The following is an 18,425-nucleotide window of genomic DNA, read 5'->3' on the forward strand; positions in this document are numbered from 1 at the left end:
GGCTTGTCCAGCATCCGCGGACGCAGCGCCAGCGTGGTGGCCGTTGCGGCAGGCTGGTTTGAGCCGCGGGCGGCCGCAGTGGCCTTTTTACCGGATGCGGCTGCCTTGCTGGCTGGTTTTCGTTTGACCTCAGTTTTCGCCGTGCTTTCTTTCGCCTTGGCTTTGGATTTCGACTCGCGTTTTGCCGGCATGAGCGCCTCTTGAAGAAAAGTAAGCGGGGTGGTCCGCAAGCGGCGTTCGCCGTTGCATTCATCGAACCCTACGACATGTGTATTTCGGAAAAGTGTCGCGGTGATGTCGAACAGGGTTTGCCGTCACGCTTGACGCTGTGTGCGGCACGTGCGCCGCCGCGCGCGGAACCCGACCTGAAACAATTTATGTCGGCCTATGTCGCGGTACCTTCGAATTGCCTGCAAACCCTTGTCCAGCAGGCCTCCTTTGTGGTGAAACAGGGTGACATATCTTCGCTGCTGATTAAAGCCACGCGTCCTTCTATAGTCCGTTCGTCGCCACGCCGCTGTGCGCAGAAGTGGCCCGAAATCAGGAAGGATATTCCGTGAAACACTATTCGTTCGTCGTCCCAGCCACCGCTGCTTCCCCTGTCTCCGTCACGACCGCATCCATGCGCGGCGCGCTGCGCAAACTCATGCTCACCGCAACCGTCGCCGTGCTCGCGCTGGGCAGTGCTTCGGCTTTCGCCTGGTCACAACACGGCACCGCGTACACCTCGCGCGGCACTTACAACGGTGCGCGGTACGGCTCGTGTGGCGGCGGCAGTTGTTCGCATGCTGGCGGCGTGGCGGGCCCCTACGGCGGCCTCGCGACCAACACCGGCACGGTGACCCGCAACGCGCCTGGCCAGTTCTCGAATTCAGGCACGGCGACGGGGCGTTATGGCAACCAGGTCCAGCATGCGGGCGACACCAGTTGCGCGGGCGGCACCTGTTCGCATACCGGCGCCCTCACCGGACCGGACGGCAAAACAGCCACGACCGCCGGCGATGTGACCCGAACCGCGCCTGGCCAGTATTCGTCTTCTGGGTCGGTCACCGGATCAAACGGCAGCACGGTCAACCATGCGGCATCCACAAACTGTGCGGGCGCTTCGTGTTCGCGTTCCGGCACGGTGACAGGGTCCGATGGCGGCACCGTCGATCACTCCGGTACGGCGACGCGTGTTGCACCGGGCGTCGTTACGACGTCGACCAGTACGACGGGTACGTACGGCAACACGGTGATGACAGGCGGGACCGTCGTGACCGCGGGTGTCGTTACGACAGGCAGCACGATGGTTGTCGTTGCGCCGAAGCCAGTTGTAGTTGTGCCGCCGCTGGTTGTGTATGTGCCGCCACCTCCGGTTGTCTACGTTCCGCCGCCCCCGCCGCCTGCTGTGTATGTCGCCCCGCGCGTCGTCTATGTGGCGCCTGCGCCGCGCCCTGTCGTGTGGGTGTCGGCTCACTGGGCAGGGAATGTCTGGGTGCCGGCGCATTGGTCATGAGCGAAAACCTGCGAGTGAGAACCGGCGATGAAGCCGGACGAATCGGTCCGCCGTGGATAAGGGGGCAGGGCAGTGCGCAGGCGGTCCAGTCACGTTTCAATGCGACACGCACGCGGACGTTGTGCAAGGTCGCCGTGTTGGCAACGATGATCGTTGCTACAGGTGTGGCGATTGCAGTGGGTGAGAGCGTCACCGACACTGAAACGCTTGCTATGCACCGGGCGATTGAATCCGAACAGGACTGTTCGGCGAAATACGCAGCGTTGCTCGATCTCGCCGAACTGGCGAGACGTGATGGCAAATCGTCCGAGGTCGTGGTGCGCGGGCTGAGCGACCGCGGCGGCGCAATGAGTGACTGTTTGCCGATCGACGGGAACGCGGGGGTGAGGTAGACGCGCGAATGGCCCGAGCGGCCATTCGCGCCTGTCAAACGTGGTCTTCCAAAGCAGGAAGACCTGAGTAGTCATGGCCCGTCGCTAGCGGCCCTGCTGCTGCAGATACTGCCTGACGTCGCTCAAGGTCACACTGCCTTTGTGGCTTGTATCGATCTGATCGAAGTGCTTGGCGACATAGCCGAGCCCCTGGGTCTGGGCCTGCGCTTTTGTGACCGCGGCGCCATTGCTAAGGGCCGTATTGGCCCCCAGCCGCGCTTCGAGCCGCTGCTGAGCTTCCTGTTGCAGTGCCGTGCCGGTCGATGGCGCGACGGGGGCAGCACGGGTTTGAGGGAAGAACGGACCGTCGACGCCTCTGGAGCCGGTTGGCGGCGTCGCCGGCGCCACCGCTTGCGGCGGTAACGCATGCGCGTTGCCAATCAGACAGCCGAGGACGATCAACGGGGAAACACGCCGCAATCTATCTAAAAGAGACATGATGACTCGCATTGATTGAGTGAATAGAGTATCGCGAACGAGGCACGTTGCGTCAGTTCAGTCAGGGTGCCGTGGCTTGCGCTGTGGCGGTAGCGGTCGGCTGACTGGCGGGGCTTTCGTCGTGCCACGGCGGCGGCAGCGTCCAGAGCGCGAGCGCATCCGGAAGCGGGGTGCCCCGGTAGAAGCGCACCAGATCCCGTTTCATCAGCGGACGGGCGACGTCGTCCAGATAAATCATATGTCCGCCCTGGAAGAAATTGACCTGCAAGTCCGGATTCAGACCGGGTACTGTCTGCAACCGCGCCAGTTGCTTCTCCGTATTGAAGAATGGAGTGGCCAGATCATGAAAGCCGTTTTCCGAGAGCACCTTGAGTTTCGGGTTGAGCGTCAGCGCGCCCAGCAGATCGGGGATCGTATCGGGCAGCGGCTTTCCGTCATGCGAGAAATCCCAGACCTGGATGATGTTGTCGTTCAGCGGCAAATAGGTCGCGTTCGGCGCCGTGTATCCGAGGTAGTCAGGCATCTGCGTTGCCAGCGCCGTGGTGAACGGCTGGGAGATGAGAATGTCGGACGGGTCCCCATCGCTTTGCAGACGCGGATCCGAGTTCGGCAATGACACGCGTCCGTCGTACCGGCCGATCGTCGTGCCAGGCACGAGGCTCGTCGAGAACGGGTTGGCGCCGAAGTAGCCCTGCAGCGCCTGCACGGTCAAACTGGATGGCAAGGTCCACGACTGAAGCGTTTTGGCATTGGGAAACACCGGCGTGCCCAAAGCGTCCGGTATGCCGAGCTGACTGAGCACCCAGGATTGCGAATACCGCTTGAACCGGTCGTATTCGGCCGTGGCGAACAGGCTCGCCTGGTATGCGTACAGGTCCTGATTGAGTGGCGCCGGCGACACCTGATTGTAGTAAGCCGCGACTTCCGCGTAGCCGGGGAAATAGCCGGCCAGCGTATCCGTGTCCAATGCCAGGGCGCTCGTCGAGTTCGTGATAGCGACGGCTTCGATCGCATCCGCGAAATAGTTCAGGATTGAAGACTGGAGAACGATGCCGGTCAGATGCACGCCGGCCGATTCGAGCGCCAACGAGAGCATATCGGTGCGAGGCGTGCCGTACGACTCGCCGTACAGATAAATCGGCGAGCTGCTGCGATTATTGACCGCCAGATAGCGCTCAATGAAGTCGCGCATGATGTTGACGTCCGCATCGGTCGTCCAGAACTTCTGGTTCGTATTCGGCAGAATCGCCTCGGAAAGGCCTGTTCCCGGTGGGTCGATGAAGACCATGTCGGTGGTATCGATCAGGCTGTCCTTATTGTCGACGAGTGGATAGTTCGGCCAGTTCCCGAACGTGGGGTCGGGCGTGGCGACCCGCGTTGGCGCGAACGATCCAAGCCGCAGCCAGATGGAGGCCGAGCCCGGCCCGCCGTTGTAGACGAACGTGACCGGTCGCGGCGAGCCATTCGTACTCGGCGCGGTGTACGCGACATAAGACATCGTGGCTTCGGGGTTGCCGCTCGAATCGGCGGCCGTCAAATGGCCAGTCGTCGTGGTGTAGTTGATCGGTGTTTTGCCTAACGTCCACTTGTAGTGCATGACCGCGGTCTTCTCCGAGGCCTGAGCCGGCGCGAGGCCGTCTGTGGCATTGCCGGAATAGGCCACCGGGTCGACATAGGTTTGATTGGCCGTTGGTGCTTGCGATTGCGCGGCGGCCTGTTGCGCGGTGAGCTGCTGATTCGCTGCGGCCTGCTGCATGCTCACAGCCGTGCCCGAGGACGAACTGCCGTCCTCTCCGCCGCAACCTCCGAGAAGCATGATCGTGACCGCTAAGGTTCCCAGGACCGGCAGCCTGCTTTGGCGATGATGGCTATGGCCGGAAAGACGCTCGTCTCGTTTCATCTCTATCCTTGGTGGTGGGTTCAGATACCGTTTCACAAAGGCCGCTCTCGCCGACAAAGATATGTCGGAGTTCGAACTATTGGTGGTGCATCGTCGGCATGCAGCGGTTGAGACCAACTTACTTCAAAGCGCATAGATATAGAGTTCTATGCGGTATGCGTAGAATAACTAAATATCTGAATTAGATATTCCAGTGCTTTTCTGGATACGTTTCCTTAATCGGATATTCGTATATTGGCGGCAGAAGAAAAATAGGTGACGCAACCGGAGTTTGTCAAGGATGTGCCGAATTTCCGTAATTGCAATCCGCAAAGTTGCACTCGAATTCGTATGTGATTCAATCAGTTGGGTCGTTTGAGGCTGTGTGAGTTAATCGATTATTTATTACGAAATTAAATGTTTTTGTTTGTTAATCGTAATAATTAAATGGTGGCGGGAAGCGCAAGCGTTCCGCTTGTCCGTGAAGTGGTGACGTTCCGTGAATTGGCCGGGTCGGGCGGGCTGCGCGTGGCCCGGCGTACCGCTGCGGCGATGAATGCTGCGCTGCATGCCTACGCGGCTTGATTTTCCGGGCGGGTCAGATCGCGTTCCATAAAGATCGTGCCGGCGATGGGATTAAAGACGTAAGCCGGAATCGGCTCGAAACCAAGCGACGCATAAAGCTGTTGCGCGGCCTGCATGTCAGGAAGCGTATCGAGACGAATACGCGTATATCCGGACTCCCGTGCCATTCGACAAATCAGCGCTGCCAATTGCCTGCCGATCTGCTGGCCACGCCCAGCTGGACGGATATAAAGACGTTTCATTTCGCACGTCAATTCATCCAGAGGACGCATTGCAACACAACCGACCACGTTCTGATTGTTCAGGGCGAGAAGAACGCGCCCCCGCGGCGCGGCAAACTTGCCAGGCAACTCCGCGAGTTCCGACTCGAAATTCTGGAAGCCCAGATCGATGCCCAGGCTGTCGGCGTACTCGCGAAATATCGCCCGCACAACTTCAAGCTGTTCGGGAAATCGAGCGGGATGAATCTCAACCATTCCCACGTCTCCATCGCTTCATCACCGGTTCCGGCAGCCAGCGGCCGGTGGACTATTTATGCGGATTCAGCCAGCACCATCGGGAAGCGGATTTCGAACCGGGTGCCAACGCCTTCGCGTGATACAAAATCGATCTGACCATTCAACACGCGGCAAAGCTCCTTGACGATCGCGAGGCCGAGGCCCGTGCCGGGAATATCTTCGCCGGCAGCGCGTTCGAATTCGTCGAATACCCGGTTCGCATCCGAAGGCGCAATGCCCACGCCGGTGTCCGACACGCGAATTGACCAGTGCTCCGGGCCGGCCGTTGCAAAGCTGAATTCGATCTCGCCGGACTTCGTGTACTTCGTCGCGTTGGAGAGCAGGTTGGTTGCAATCTGCTTGAGCTTGAGACGATTGGACGTGACAGTGGATAGCGCCGGATCAAAGGTGGCGTGCAACTTCAGTCCCTTGGCCTCGATTGCTGGCCGCGAGGCGGTGACGAGCTCGTCGTAAAGCGCATGAGGTTCGACCGGTTCGCGTGTGAGAGGCGTCTCGTCGCCGAGCACGACGGAGTACTCGACCATCTGATCGACGAGTTGTTTCATGTCCGCGGCCTGCCGGTTGGCCAGCGTCAGCGCCATATCGGCCTTTGAAGGCGCCCGTTCGATCAGTTGCAGCGCGATCGAAAACGCGTTCAGAAAATTGCGCAGATCATGGACCACGCTGCGAGTGATCTGCATGCGTGAGTCGTAAAGATCGCCGACCAGCCGCTGCTTGAGCGTTAGTTCGTGATTGGCGCGCTCGAGCCTGCCTGTGTACTCATCGATCGTGCGGTCCCGTTCGCTGACCACTTCACGGATCGACGTGAGCGTCACCATGCTGAGTGCTTCGGCGACCAGGCGCCGTGCCCGGCTTTCGTGGCGGCGTGTGAAGGTGCTGTCCTGGTCGGCGAATTCCTCCAGTGCGTCGGCGAGCACCTGATGATACAGATCGAGCTCGCGCACGAGTTCCTCGATCCGGTAGCCCTGACGCCAGCGGACTATGCCGTGTTTTCTTGCATTACGTTCGATCGCCGGTTCGACGCGTTCGAGATCTTCGACGTCGAGCGCGAGGCAGAGTCCTTCGAGAATTTCCGGCAGATGATCGGCGAGCTGCTGATAGGTAAGTTTGTCCGCTTCGACGAGGTCTGCATCGCTGAAAACGGCATTCATCCATTGCTCGGTGAGGCGGGACCGTTGCGCACGAATGAAATCGGCAAATTTGCGCAGCGGGCTAAGGCGTATTTCGGTCATATTGGGTGCATCGGTGCGAAGGTGCTACAACATACATATGCTCGAACCACACCAGACGCGTCGGACACGAGGGCACATGCCTACGCCTTGCGGGAAACATACTTCGGCTGGAATGAATTAGAGGCTTGGGGCCAGCGATCTCATGGCTTCCGGGTTTCCGAAGCCGAGCCGCCGCAGCCGATAACTGGCGTCATTATCGCCGCAATTGCCGCTTGCGGAACATCACGTGCGTAACTCGCCCGCCATGCAAGCGCCCGGCGCATCCGGCTAGGCATCCGCTTTCAGGAAATCGACAAAGACGCGCAGCGGTGCGGGCAAGTGACGACGGCCAGGATAGTAAAGAAACGGCCCCAAAAAGGGCTGCCACCACGGCTCCAGGACCGGCTCCAAGGCGCCGCTGTCGAGGTGCGGGCGCAACATGTCTTCGAAAAGATGAATTACCCCCACGCCCGCGACGGCTGTACTGACAGCCAGGTCGATTGCCGCGCCGGGCCTGACGAGGAGCGGTCCCGACGGATTCAACTGGACTACCTCGCCGTCACGCTCGAAATACCAGGTCGGCGTAGCGCCGCCGGCAAATTGGCCCCGCAGGCACGCATGAGAGAGCAGGTCGCGCGGATGGTCAGGTCTGCCATGTGTGTCGAGATAGCCCGGCGCCGCAGCCGTAGCGAAACGTTGCACACGCGGGCCGATTGGAATCGCGATCATGTCCTGCTCGAGCCGTTCGTCATAGCGGATGCCCGCGTCGCAGCCGATGGACAGCACATCGACAAAGCCATCCTCCACCACAACCTCTACGCGTATGTCGGGATAAGCCTTCAGGAACCGGGGTATGACGGTCGGCAATACGATGCGCGCGGCGCTCGACGGGACGTTGAGTTTGAGTGTGCCGGTCGGTTTGTCCCTGAAGCCGTTCAGGACGTCCAGCGCGGCTTCCATCTCGCTGAACAATGGCGTCAGTTTTTCGATCAGACGCAGTCCGGCTTCGGTCGGGGCCACACTGCGCGTGGTTCGGTTGAGCAGGCGCATACCGAGCTTCGACTCGAGACGGCGTACAGCAATGCTCAGGCTGGAGGCGGAGACGCCGTTGATGCGCGCGGCGTCGCGGAACCCGCCGGCACGAGCAACCGAAACGAATGCGGCGAGATCGTTGAATTCCATGGCCATTGTTCAAAATGTTTAACAACCCGTGCAATTTATGTCGGATTATCGAACAACGCAATCCCCGCCATACTGGCGCTCAACACTTCACATCAAGGAGCGCGCTATGTCGAACTTCACCCCTGCAGACACGTTTTCGCTGGCTGGCCACCCCGTGCAACGCATGGGCTATGGCGCCATGCAACTGGCCGGCCCCGGCGTATTTGGACCGCCGAAAGACCGTGACGCCGCGATCGCCGTGCTGCGCGAAGCGGTGGCGTCGGGCGTCAATCACATCGATACGAGTGACTTCTACGGACCCCACATCACCAACCAGCTGATTTGCGAAGCACTGCATCCTTATCCGGACGATCTGATGATCGTCACCAAGGTGGGTGCGGTCCGTGGCAACGATGGCTCGTGGCTGCCGGCACTCGAGCCGGAAGATATCGAGCGCGGTGTTCACGACAACCTTCGCAATCTCGGTGTCGACGCGCTCGACGTCGTCAATATGCGCATCATGGGCAGCGTGCATGCACCCGCCGAAGGGTCGATCGGAAAGCAGGTTGCGGCGCTTGCCGAACTTCAACGGCAAGGACTGGTTCGCCATATCGGTTTGAGCAATGTGACCGCGGCCCAGGTCGCCGAGGCACAGGGCATCGCGGAGATCGTCTGCGTACAGAATCACTACAACCTGGTTCACCGGGAAGACGACGCACTGGTCGACGAACTGGCGGGGAAGGGCATTGCCTACGTACCGTTCTTCCCGCTTGGCGGATTTACGCCGATCCAGTCGTCAGCGCTGTCCACGATTGCGAAAACGATCGGCGTGACGCCGATGCAGGTGGCGCTTGCCTGGCTCCTGTATCGCGCGCCTAACATTTTGCTGATTCCGGGCACTTCGTCGCTCGGGCATTTGCGTGAAAACATGCACGCAGCGCGCTTGAGATTGACTGACGAGGTGCGCGCTGAACTGGATGCAATCGGCGCGGGGAATGGGCAAGCGTGATCCAGCGGCCGGAGCTGCTCAGGATCGACCAGAGTCGACCAGACGATGGCCTCGTTGCGTCTGGTCCCGCTGCTAAATCATGGATGGTCACGTTGCGACCGCGTCCGCGATGCATTCCCGCAGCCATTGATGTGCCGGGTCGCGATGAGACCGCTCGTGCCAAAGCATCGCCATTTCGTAGCCCGGCACGTCAACCGGCGCCTCGACGACCTTGAGCGCGCCGTTGCCGCGCACCAATCGCGCCGGCACCATCGCCACGAGATCCGTGCTCGCCAGGACTGACATCACGAACAGGAAGTGCGGAACCGAAAGCGCAACCCTGCGCGTGAGACCCACCTCGGCCAGTGAATCATCCGTGACGCCGGTAAACCCGCCACCATCGGGCGACACGATCACGTGCTCCAGTTTGCAGAACTGCGCAAGCGTTGGCCGGCGCTTCAGGCGCGGGTGATCCACACGGCCCGCCAGCACATACCGCTCCTTGAAGAGCAATCGCCCGCGTAATCCGGGCGGCGCGCCTGCGCTGGTGTGGAATGCCAGATCAATGTCTCCCTGTTCCGCCTGCTTCGCGATACGCGGCGGAACAGCTTCCACAATCGCGAGCCGGGTGCCGGGCGCCGCCGCGCGCAACCTGGACAGGACAGGCAACAGGATCGTCGATTCGGCATAGTCGGTCGCGGCGACGCGCCACGTATGACTCGCTTCGGCTGGATTAAACGGGTTGGCCGGCGACACCGCATGCTCAAGTGCATCGAGCGCCTGGCGCAAAGGTTCGCGCAATTCTTCGGCTCTCGCGGTGGGGCGCATGCCCCGGGGACCTGGCAGCAACAACGGGTCGCCAAAGACATCCCGCAGCTTGGCAAGATGCACGCTCACAGACGGCTGAGAGAAGTTCAGGCGTTCGGCGGCGCGGGTCACATTGTGCTCCGACAACAGGACATCGAGTGTCACCAGCAGGTTGAGATCCAGTCTTCTGAGATTATTCACGGCAATACCTGACATATTGGTTATTCATTTCCAATATACCGGCAAGAGACCTATCTTGGTGCTTTCTCGCAATGGAGGTCAGGCCATGAATGTTCTTCTCGTCTATGCACATCCGGAACCCCGGTCGTTGAACGGGTCCCTTAAGGACTTTTCGGTCAAGCGTCTCGAGAATGCCGGGCACGTCGTCCAGGTATCCGATCTGTATGCGATGAACTGGAAGGCATCGCTCGATGCGAACGACAGCCTGGATAAGCAACCCGGCGCGCGTTTCGATCCCTCTCTCGATTCAAAGCGTGCTTTCAAAGACGGACGGCAAAGCCAGGACATCGCGCTCGAACAGGAGAAGCTGAAGTGGGCGGATGCGGTGATTTTGCAGTTTCCACTGTGGTGGTTCTCGATGCCAGCGATTCTGAAAGGCTGGGTAGAGCGCGTCTATGCATATGGCTTCGCGTATGGCGTCGGGGAGCACTCCGACGCGCGCTGGGGCGACCGTTACGGGGAAGGCAGCATGGCAGGCAAGCGGGCGATGCTGGTCGTGACAACGGGTGGTTGGGCGTCACATTACAGCCCGCGTGGTATCAACGGTCCGATCGACGATGTGTTGTTCCCCATCCAGCACGGCATTCTGTATTACCCTGGTTTCGACGTTTTGCCTCCGTTCGTGATCCATCGGACAAGCCGGATCGACGAAGGACGATTTTCAGACGTGCAAGACGCGCTCGGGCAACGTCTCGATGACCTTTGGACGACTGCGCCGATTCCCTTTCGCCCGCAGAACGCTGGTGCATATGACATCCCGGCGCTCACATTGCGAGCTGATGTTGCGCCGGATCAGACTGGCTTTTCAGCGCACATTGAATAAACGCGTTGCCGTCCCTGCATTCACGTGGCGGGCGTAATGGTTGAATAGACGTTCGGTTTTGGGCCGTTCCAACTCCCCCTGGAATGGCGCCAAGCTGACGAGACCGTATGCTTCGCTGAAATTTGGTTGTAAGTCGCCGTTGTTAGAGTCGTTGACAGAATTTTGCCGCCAGATGCCAGACAGTGTTCTTTGGACACATAGAAAGGGGGAGAGCGACAAACCATGAAAATGAATCGTGCGTTCTGGCTGATTCTGACGCTGCTTTTCACGAACCCGGTCTGGGCGTTCCAGTCCAGGGTCGTCACCATTCCCAGCGCGGCCATGCATAAGTCGTTCGAGGCGACGGTGGTGCTGCCTGACCAATACACGCACGGCAAAGCGGCCGATCGCTTTCCCGTCGTCTATTTGCTGCACGGCTCAGGCGGTGACTACACCGACTGGACCACGAATTCGCACATCGGCAAACTGGCCGACCGCTATCACGTGATCCTTGTTATGCCCGATGGCGGTCACGAGAGCTGGTATATCGACAGCCCTGTTGATCCGCGCAGCCGTTACGAAACCTATGTAGGTACAGAAGTCGTCGGATATATCGACACGCATTTCCGCACGATTGCGACGCGCCAGGCGCGCGCGATTACGGGGTTGAGCATGGGCGGCTTCGGGGCGCTGCATATCGCGCTCGACCGGCCCGACGAATTCGGCGCAGCGGGAAGTATCAGCGGAGCGGTCGATCCACGCGGGTGCGAGGATGAGCCTGGGATCGATCAGGTGTTCGGGGATCCGACTCGTCACGCTGACTTCTGGAACAACGAGGCGATTGTTGAGAACGCGCGCAATTTCGGAAACGCGCATATTGCACTGACGATCGATTGCGGGGTGAACGATTCGCTTGTTCAGTCGAACCGGATGCTGCATGCGCGGCTTGTCGAACTGGGCGTGCCGCATGATTACGCGGAGCGGCCTGGCGGGCATACGTGGAAGTATTGGGCGAATGCGGTGCAGTATCAGGTGCTGTTCTTTGCCAGTTCATTCAAGCGGAATGGGGGCGTGGCGCAGACGTGACGCGTGCAAGGCTCGAGCCATCACTGCATACGTGAATGCTCGCCTAGAAACTGGCAGACAGTGTGATGCATTGCCTTTACGCCGGGACTCGATTCGAGCGCACGCCAGCACCCATGTACGAGCCCGGTTCCAATCCACAACCGGGCCTGCCCATCGGCCGCATTGACGCGTTCGACAAACACCCTCGCGTCGTCCCGCAGCGGATCGTGTTCAACACCTACGGCAAGTGTCGGCGGGAGTCGGTCGAAGCGTGCCGCATCGAGCGGTATCGTCCACGTGGGATAGGGCGGCCGTTCGCCCCAATACAGATCGCGAAACGCATGGACATTGGCAAGCGTGAGCATCGGTGCGTGCGCTTCGCTTTCGCGCGCGGGCATTTGCGGTTCGGTGCCGAGCATTGGATAGACCAGCGCAAGTCCGCGCACGCCTTGAATACCGTCATCGCGCAACCGCATCGCGACGCTGGCCGCGAGCGTGGCGCCGGCACTGTCACCCGCTAACTGCAGTGCGCCATCTGAGAGCGAGTCGAACGGCAGCTGGCCGGCCAGTGCGGCGAACGTTATCTCCAGACAATCGTCATGAGCTGCCGGAGCGCGGTGTTCCGGGGCCAGCCGGTAATCGAGCGCAATCACATCGAGTCCGGTATCCGCGGCAATGCGTGCGGTTACGATCTGATGACTTTCCAATGACCCGAGCACGAAGCCGCCACCGTGAAAGTACAACACGGTGCCGACGGGTGTTCCGCTCGCCTTTCTACAATTCCGATAAAGCCGCAGCCTGATCAGATGGCCGGCGCTCGCGTGAAACACAGCGTCTTCGGTTATCACATCGGCTGGCAAAGGCGGCGTGAGTGCCGCCGCATAGCGATCGTAAATCGCGCGCTGTTCGCTCGGCGGCAATGAAGTCGAATGTCCCGCATAGATGGCAGCGGTCCGTTCGATAAACGCGGCGATCTCGGGCTCAAGCATGCTCATTCCTCGCTACTATTAGGCGGCGCCTTGACAGGCAAGCCGATCACGCGGCCTGCAAACCTGGCCGCTGGCAACACGGTATGCGCTTCTGCCAATGCCCGCACTTGCGCCTCGACGTCCGGGTCGAAGGCAACAGCGCGCGGGCCGCCCGTGTCCACGTGCAGCAGCATCTGCTCGCCTGCGGCCACCGGTTCAACGCCATCGTCAGCGAACATCTCGAGGTAAAGATGCAGCCGCTTCGCATCGTGCCCCAGCACGCGCATGTCGACGCGAACCCGAGCCCCTTCCTTGATTTCATGCAGATAGTTGATATGCGCTTCGAGCGTGTAGATCGAGCGGCCACGCTCCTTGCGCACCGCATCGGGCAACCCGATCACATCGATCAACGCATCCGTCGCGAAGCTAAAAATCAGCATGTAAAACGCGTCGCGTAGATGGCCGTTGTAATCGACCCATTCGGCGCGAACGATGTCGCGATAGCAGGGCAGCAAAGCGTGGTCCGGCATATGCAATCAATCTCCTTCATCCGTGTGAATGGCACTGGCCGCAGCGATCATGCGCCGCAGACGCATTCAGGCGGGGCGGCGCATCGTCCCGCACACAGCCTCACTCCGCAGGAAGCAATCCATGCCGCGCCTTAGCCGCTTCAATCGCCGCCAGCACACTTGTAATGCAATCGTCCCGATAGCGTTCGAGCTGCTTGATCGAGCGCGGTCCGACCTGTTCGGACGTCCCGTCCACCACCCGATCGATCAATTCGTCAGTGAGCTGCGGCGCTACCAGTTTAGTCCAGGGCAGCTCCAAAGCCGGCCCGAACTGCTGCATGAAGTGGCGCATGCCCGCATCGCCGCCCGCTAGTGTGTACGTCAGGAACGTGCCCATGAACGACCAGCGGATGCCCGCGCCGAAGCGAATCGCGTCGTCGATTTCGCCCGTGGTCGCCACGCCTTCGTTGACCAGATGCAGCGCCTCGCGCCACAGCGCTTCGAGCAAACGGTCGGCGATAAATCCGGGCACTTCCTTGCGCACGAGGAGCGGTCGCATCGACAGTGAGCGATAAACCTGTATCGCGGCGTCGAGGGTTGCCGGTGCGGTGAGTTCGCCGCCAACCACTTCGACGAGCGGCAGCAGATACACCGGATTGAACGGGTGCCCAACGATGCAACGCTGCGGATTCACGGCCCGTGCGTAAAAATCGCTCGGCAGCAGGCCGGAAGTGGATGAAGCGATGATCGCATCCGGCTTCGCTGCACGGCTGATCTGCTCGTGCAAGGCGAGCTTCAATTCTTCGCGTTCGGGCGCGCTTTCCTGGGTGAAATCCGCGTGTTCGACACAGGCTTCAATCGTATCGACGAAGCGCAGCCTGTCGGGCGTCGCGCCGTCCGACAAGCCGACGCGTTCCAATGCCGGCCACGCATTCGCGATGTTCTCGCGCAACTGCTTCTCCGCGCCGGGAGCGGGGTCCCATGCGACGACGTCGAGCCCGTGCGCGAGCGCGCGCGCCACCCAGCCACTGCCGATCACGCCCACGCCGATTGCCGCAAATGTTTTGATATCGACGATCACTGCCATTGCTGACGTTTCCTTTGCCTATGAGTTTTCTCAGGTCCCGAAGCGCGCCATATCAGGCGCAACGGGTACGCGCTGTATTCACGCGTACTGTCCAGCCGCACGCCGCTCCAACTGCCGCTCGCCACGGGCGGGCAGGCCGAGCTTGCGGCGGCCTTCCGCGGGCGTCAGCGCGCGCCCGCCAAGCCGTTCGATGATCTCGACCGCGCGTTGCACCAGCGTGCCGTTCGTTGCATGCACCCCTTTATCGAGCCAGACGTTGTCTTCGAGGCCGACACGCACATGGCCGCCAAGGAGCATCGCCTGCGCGACCATCGGCATCTGCATGCGGCCGATGCCGAACCCGGCCCATTGCGCGCCGGGCGGCAGGTTGTCCGCCATCGCTTTCATCGTCGTGGTATCGGCGGGCGCGCCCCATGGAATGCCCAGGCAGATCTGAAACAGCGGCGGCGCGTCGAGCAAGCCTTCCTTGAGCAATTGCTTCGCGAACCATAGATGGCCGGTGTCGAAGATCTCCAGTTCCGGCTTCACGCCGAGTTCCTGGATGCGCTTTGCGCCGGCGCGCAATTGCGCGGGCGTCGACACGTAGATGTAGTCGCCGTCGCCGAAATTGAGCGTGCCGCAGTCGAGCGTGCAGATTTCCGGCAGCAGTTCCTCTACGTGCGCGAGCCGCGTCAGGCCGCCCACCAGGTCGGTTCCCGCGCCGAAGCGCATTGGGTCTTCGCCGGGACCGATCTCGAGATCGCCGCCCATGCCAGCCGTCAGATTGATGATCACGTCGGTGCCTGACGAGCGGATCCGGTCGACTACTTCGCGGTATAACTGCGGATCGCGGCTGCCGCGGCCGGTCTTCGGATCGCGGACGTGGCAATGCGCGACAGTGGCGCCGGCTTTCGCGGCTTCGATGGCGGCGTCGGCGATCTGCTTCGGCGTGACGGGAATGGCCGGATGCTTGCCGACTGTATCTCCCGCGCCGGTGACGGCGCAGGTCACGATGACTTCATGATTCATACGTGCTAGTTCCTGTGGATTGAAATGCGCGGCTTGATGGATGAGCGCTGGACTGGATTAAAACCGCGTCTGAGCCGACCGCGCCCAGGTGATCTCTTCCAGGTCGACCGCGGCCAGGCGACCCCGTCCAGGCGACCCCGTCTAGGCGACCCCGTCAAAGTCCGAGAAAGGCTTTCACTGCCGGTAAGCCGTCTTTACCGTCATAGGTCTTCACGCCCGCGAGCCACGCATCCAGAACTTGCGGGTTCTTCTTCAGATACGCTTTAGCGGCATCGGCGGGTTTTTCCTTGTTCATCACCGACTGCATCACCACGTTCTCCAGTTGGGTCGAAAAGCGCAGATTGCTGACGAGCTTGCCCGCGTTCGGGCAACGCGTCAGAAAGTCGGGAGAGGTGAGTGTATAAACGCGTGCTTCGCCATCATTCGGACCGAATACGCCGTCGCTGCCGGTGAGATATTTCATATCGATCTGGATATTCATCGGATGCGGTTCCCAGCCGAGAAACACTACCCATTTTTTCTCGCGAATGGCGCGATCCACCGAAACCAGCATGCCCGCTTCACTCGATTCGATCAGCTTGAAGCCGCCGAGGCCGAACTGATTGTTGGCGATCATTTTCTGAATCGCGGCGTTCGCACTGCTGCCGGGTTCGATGCCATAGATCTTTCCGTCGAGTTGATCGCGATGTTTCGCGATGTCGGCGAAAGTCTTGAGCCCTGCGTCGTATTCGTAACCCGGCACCGCGAAGGTCGCTTTAGCGCCGGTCAGGTTAGGCGGTTGCAGCACCTGGATCGATTTCGAATCGACGAACGGCGCGATCGCTTTCTCCTGCACGGGCCACCAGTAGCCGAGCGACACGTCGAGTTGTTTGCTCCTCAGGCCCGCGAACGAAATCGGCACCGAGGCGACGGTCGTAACCGGCTGATAGCCGAGTCCCTCGAATATGGTCGACGCGAGCGCAGTGGTCGACGTGATGTCCGTCCAGCCAATGTCGGCAAAATGCACCGCGCGGCAAGTGGAGGGATCCTGCGCAAACGCCGGCGACGCAGCGACAACGGCTGCCAGACAGGCAAGATGGGCAAGCAAGGCTTTGACGCGTAACTTCATGACGTTCCCCCTTCGGACACGTTAGACAGCGTGTTTTGAACCGGGCCGCGGCGAGAAAAACACGGCGGCCCCCGGACCTGCGCGATACGGCTTGAGTTATGTTCGAGCAATGCTTAAGTCGGACTTGAGTCAGGCTTGATCTGCACGAGTGACGTAACGTTAATGCCCCATATTCCTGCCAAAGCGACCGCCAGCGACCCGTTCTTGCTTCCACGCGACAGCGGGGGAAAACCAGCATCGTGTGTCATTGCAGTGCAGCATTGATGGGCGCAGTGATTTTTGGTGTGCCTTGCCGGCTCGCGCCCTGCTTGCTACGCTCGCCCGGAATCCCGCGTCCGCTTGCGGTTTGTGTCCCTTATCGAGTCTGCGCAAGATGCCCGAAGATATGTCGTTCCTGCTGCTGCCTGGCTTTTCGGCGATCGGCTTCATGTCGGCGGTCGAGCCTTTGCGCGTGGCGAACCGCTTTCGCGGTGATCTCTACCGCTGGCGCATTTTGAGTCTCGATGGCGCGCCGGTCGAAGCCAGCAACGGTATCTCGATCAATGCAGAGGCGGCAATCGTCGACGTTCGCGAAACGCAGACGGTATTCGTCGTCGCGGGCTTCGAGCCGCTCGCCTGCTATACGCGCGTGCTCGGCGATTGTTTGAAGCGGCTCGAGCGCGCCGGCGCAACGCTCGGCGGCATCGACACGGGCAGCTTCGTTCTCGCGGAAGCAGGCCTCCTCAGCGGCTCGGACAGCGTGACCGTCCATTGGGAAGCGTTGTCGGCCTTCCGCGAGCGCTATGGTTCACTGAACGCAAGCCAGGAACTGTTCGAAATCGGCGCGCGGCGCATCACGTGTGCGGGCGGCACGGCGTCGATCGACATGATGCTCGACCTGATCGGCCGCAAGCACGGCGCAGCGTTGGCCTCGGCGGTATCGGAACAGTTCGTCGTGAGCCGGATCCGTCAGCGTTCGGACCATCAACGCATGGAAATTGCGGCTCGCTACGGTGTGCACAACCGCAAACTGATTCAGGTGATTGGCGCAATGGAACAGCATATGGAAGAGCCGCTGACGCCCGATCAACTCGCGGACGAGATCAGCGTGACGCGGCGGCAACTGGAGCGGCTGTTCTGCGCGTCGCTGAAAGACACGCCGACGCATTTCTATTTGCAACTGCGCCTCACCCGGGCGCGCGAGCTGCTGCAACAGACCGACATGTCGATCACGTCGATTTGCGTTGCATGCGGATTCGAGTCCCCTTCGCATTTTTCGCGGACGTATCGCGCGCGGTTCGGCGTGAGCCCGAGGGGTGACCGGCAGGCGACGGGCGGCAGGAATGGCAGCGCGGTGTTGTCATCGAGCGAGGCAACGCAGGTATCGGCCCCCGCATTGTCGGCAAGCTGATTTCGTTGCGTGCCAGCGATGACTGCTCGCCGAAGGCGGCGCCACGCTCGTCCGACCCAGTCGATACGTGACGCACGAGACTTCAAGCATTGAGAGCCGGCATCATCGTCGAGCTTTCAATTATCTTTCGCGGCGATTGTGTCGTATCTAGCAACAGTGAATTCGTTAATTAGGTGTTTACCCTAGGTACACTGACTTCTAGACTGTCTCCACTGGCTGCAAGTAAACAGATTTGCAGCACGGCAAAAAACAATCTCTGGAGGTAGTCGTCATGAAATCCCTGATCGAAGCTGTTGTCATCGCTGCGCTTATCACTGCGCCGCTCGCTGCTTTTTCCCAAACCAGCCAGCCGGTGACTCGCGCCCAGGTGCGTGCGGAACTGGTCCAACTGGAAAAGGCCGGTTACAACCCGGCAACAGCGAATACCGACGATTATCCGGCGAACATTCAGGCTGCTGAGGCGCGTGTTGCCGCACAAAACGGCGCGGGTCAAGCCAGCGGTTATGGTTCGGCCACGAACGGGTCGTCGCAAGCAGGTAGCCGCACCGAAGTGACGCCGAGTTCGTACTCGGCTCCGGTCGTCAACGTCGGTCATTAATGACCGAGGCGTGAGCAGTCGTCTCGCGCCTGTTTGATTGGCAAGAACGCGCAGCAGGCCTGCTTTCATCGCAAAGTGGAAGGCGGCTGCGCGATCGAGCGTTAACCGAAGTAATCGGCGCTCGTAGTTTCTTC

At 60.6% G+C, this 18,425-nt stretch carries 19 protein-coding genes; 8 read left to right on the forward strand and 11 right to left on the reverse strand.

Features of this window, described 5'->3' with window-relative positions; all coding sequences use genetic code 11:
• Positions 1-3 precede the first annotated feature (3 nt).
• The 3 genes from PQQ52_RS14560 (at position 4) to PQQ52_RS14570 (ending at position 1,890) form a co-directional block, all read left to right on the forward strand.
• Positions 4-204, forward strand: coding sequence for a hypothetical protein (locus tag PQQ52_RS14560; protein ID WP_408212181.1), 201 nt, complete (start codon positions 4-6; stop codon positions 202-204).
• A gap of 352 nt (positions 205-556) precedes the next feature.
• Positions 557-1,498 carry a hypothetical protein gene (locus PQQ52_RS14565; protein WP_408212184.1) on the forward strand — a complete coding sequence of 314 codons (942 nt, stop codon included), beginning with the start codon at positions 557-559 and terminating at the stop codon, positions 1,496-1,498.
• Positions 1,495-1,890, forward strand: a complete 396-nt coding sequence (locus PQQ52_RS14570) for a hypothetical protein (protein WP_408212187.1) — start codon at positions 1,495-1,497, stop codon at positions 1,888-1,890. Before PQQ52_RS14565 ends, PQQ52_RS14570 begins: the two co-directional genes overlap by 4 nt.
• A gap of 84 nt (positions 1,891-1,974) precedes the next feature.
• On the opposite strand, the gene PQQ52_RS14575 is transcribed toward PQQ52_RS14570, so the two are convergent.
• From PQQ52_RS14575 to PQQ52_RS14595, 5 genes are all read right to left on the reverse strand, one after another.
• A complete protein-coding gene (locus PQQ52_RS14575; protein ID WP_408212189.1) occupies positions 1,975-2,367 on the reverse strand; it encodes a 2-oxoglutarate dehydrogenase in 393 nt (130 codons plus the stop codon).
• Positions 2,368-2,428: 61 nt separating this feature from the next.
• Positions 2,429-4,267 (reverse strand): S10 family serine carboxypeptidase-like protein, encoded by a 1,839-nt coding sequence (locus tag PQQ52_RS14580; protein WP_408212192.1) that lies wholly within the window; start codon positions 4,265-4,267, stop codon positions 2,429-2,431.
• Between the two features lie 551 nt (positions 4,268-4,818).
• A complete protein-coding gene (locus PQQ52_RS14585; protein WP_408212194.1) occupies positions 4,819-5,307 on the reverse strand; it encodes a GNAT family N-acetyltransferase in 489 nt (162 codons plus the stop codon).
• Between the two features lie 56 nt (positions 5,308-5,363).
• On the reverse strand, positions 5,364-6,581 hold the full coding sequence (locus tag PQQ52_RS14590) for a sensor histidine kinase (RefSeq protein ID WP_408212197.1): 1,218 nt from the start codon (positions 6,579-6,581) through the stop codon (positions 5,364-5,366).
• Positions 6,582-6,848: 267 nt separating this feature from the next.
• On the reverse strand, positions 6,849-7,742 hold the full coding sequence (locus PQQ52_RS14595; protein ID WP_408212200.1) for a LysR family transcriptional regulator: 894 nt from the start codon (positions 7,740-7,742) through the stop codon (positions 6,849-6,851).
• Between the two features lie 106 nt (positions 7,743-7,848).
• Between PQQ52_RS14595 and PQQ52_RS14600 the strand changes: the two genes are divergently transcribed.
• Entirely contained in the window at positions 7,849-8,730 is an 882-nt protein-coding gene (locus PQQ52_RS14600; RefSeq protein ID WP_408212202.1) for an aldo/keto reductase family oxidoreductase, read from the forward strand.
• Positions 8,731-8,817: 87 nt separating this feature from the next.
• Here the strand turns inward: PQQ52_RS14600 and PQQ52_RS14605 are convergent, their stop codons facing one another.
• On the reverse strand, positions 8,818-9,732 hold the full coding sequence (locus PQQ52_RS14605) for a LysR family transcriptional regulator (protein ID WP_408212205.1): 915 nt from the start codon (positions 9,730-9,732) through the stop codon (positions 8,818-8,820).
• Positions 9,733-9,802: 70 nt separating this feature from the next.
• Here PQQ52_RS14605 and PQQ52_RS14610 point away from each other — a divergent pair, with 70 nt between their 5' ends.
• Together PQQ52_RS14610 and PQQ52_RS14615 are read left to right on the forward strand one after the other, a co-directional pair.
• A complete protein-coding gene (locus PQQ52_RS14610) occupies positions 9,803-10,579 on the forward strand; it encodes an NAD(P)H-dependent oxidoreductase (protein WP_408212281.1) in 777 nt (258 codons plus the stop codon).
• Between the two features lie 222 nt (positions 10,580-10,801).
• Positions 10,802-11,644 carry an alpha/beta hydrolase gene (locus PQQ52_RS14615; RefSeq protein ID WP_408212208.1) on the forward strand — a complete coding sequence of 281 codons (843 nt, stop codon included), beginning with the start codon at positions 10,802-10,804 and terminating at the stop codon, positions 11,642-11,644.
• A 20-nt stretch (positions 11,645-11,664) separates the two neighbouring features.
• Here PQQ52_RS14615 and PQQ52_RS14620 read toward each other — a convergent pair whose 3' ends face one another.
• From PQQ52_RS14620 to PQQ52_RS14640, 5 genes are all read right to left on the reverse strand, one after another.
• Positions 11,665-12,612 carry an alpha/beta hydrolase gene (locus PQQ52_RS14620; RefSeq protein ID WP_408212210.1) on the reverse strand — a complete coding sequence of 316 codons (948 nt, stop codon included), beginning with the start codon at positions 12,610-12,612 and terminating at the stop codon, positions 11,665-11,667.
• Between the two features lie 2 nt (positions 12,613-12,614).
• Complete coding sequence (locus PQQ52_RS14625) at positions 12,615-13,121, reverse strand: thioesterase family protein (protein ID WP_408212213.1); 507 nt, start codon at positions 13,119-13,121, stop codon at positions 12,615-12,617.
• Positions 13,122-13,221: 100 nt separating this feature from the next.
• Entirely contained in the window at positions 13,222-14,187 is a 966-nt protein-coding gene (locus PQQ52_RS14630; protein ID WP_408212216.1) for an L-carnitine dehydrogenase, read from the reverse strand.
• Between the two features lie 78 nt (positions 14,188-14,265).
• Positions 14,266-15,195, reverse strand: coding sequence for a 3-dehydrocarnitine:acetyl-CoA trimethylamine transferase CdhC (gene cdhC / locus PQQ52_RS14635; RefSeq protein WP_408212218.1), 930 nt, complete (start codon positions 15,193-15,195; stop codon positions 14,266-14,268).
• 154 nt (positions 15,196-15,349) lie between these two features.
• Entirely contained in the window at positions 15,350-16,303 is a 954-nt protein-coding gene (locus PQQ52_RS14640) for a choline ABC transporter substrate-binding protein (protein ID WP_408212220.1), read from the reverse strand.
• A gap of 373 nt (positions 16,304-16,676) precedes the next feature.
• Between PQQ52_RS14640 and PQQ52_RS14645 the strand changes: the two genes are divergently transcribed.
• Both PQQ52_RS14645 and PQQ52_RS14650 read left to right on the forward strand, forming a co-directional pair.
• Positions 16,677-17,693 carry a GlxA family transcriptional regulator gene (locus PQQ52_RS14645; protein WP_408212223.1) on the forward strand — a complete coding sequence of 339 codons (1,017 nt, stop codon included), beginning with the start codon at positions 16,677-16,679 and terminating at the stop codon, positions 17,691-17,693.
• Between the two features lie 271 nt (positions 17,694-17,964).
• A complete protein-coding gene (locus PQQ52_RS14650) occupies positions 17,965-18,291 on the forward strand; it encodes a DUF4148 domain-containing protein (protein WP_408212226.1) in 327 nt (108 codons plus the stop codon).
• Positions 18,292-18,425 lie beyond the last annotated feature (134 nt).

The organism is Paraburkholderia sediminicola, from assembly GCF_046030555.1.
GTDB lineage: Bacteria > Pseudomonadota > Gammaproteobacteria > Burkholderiales > Burkholderiaceae > Paraburkholderia > Paraburkholderia sediminicola_E.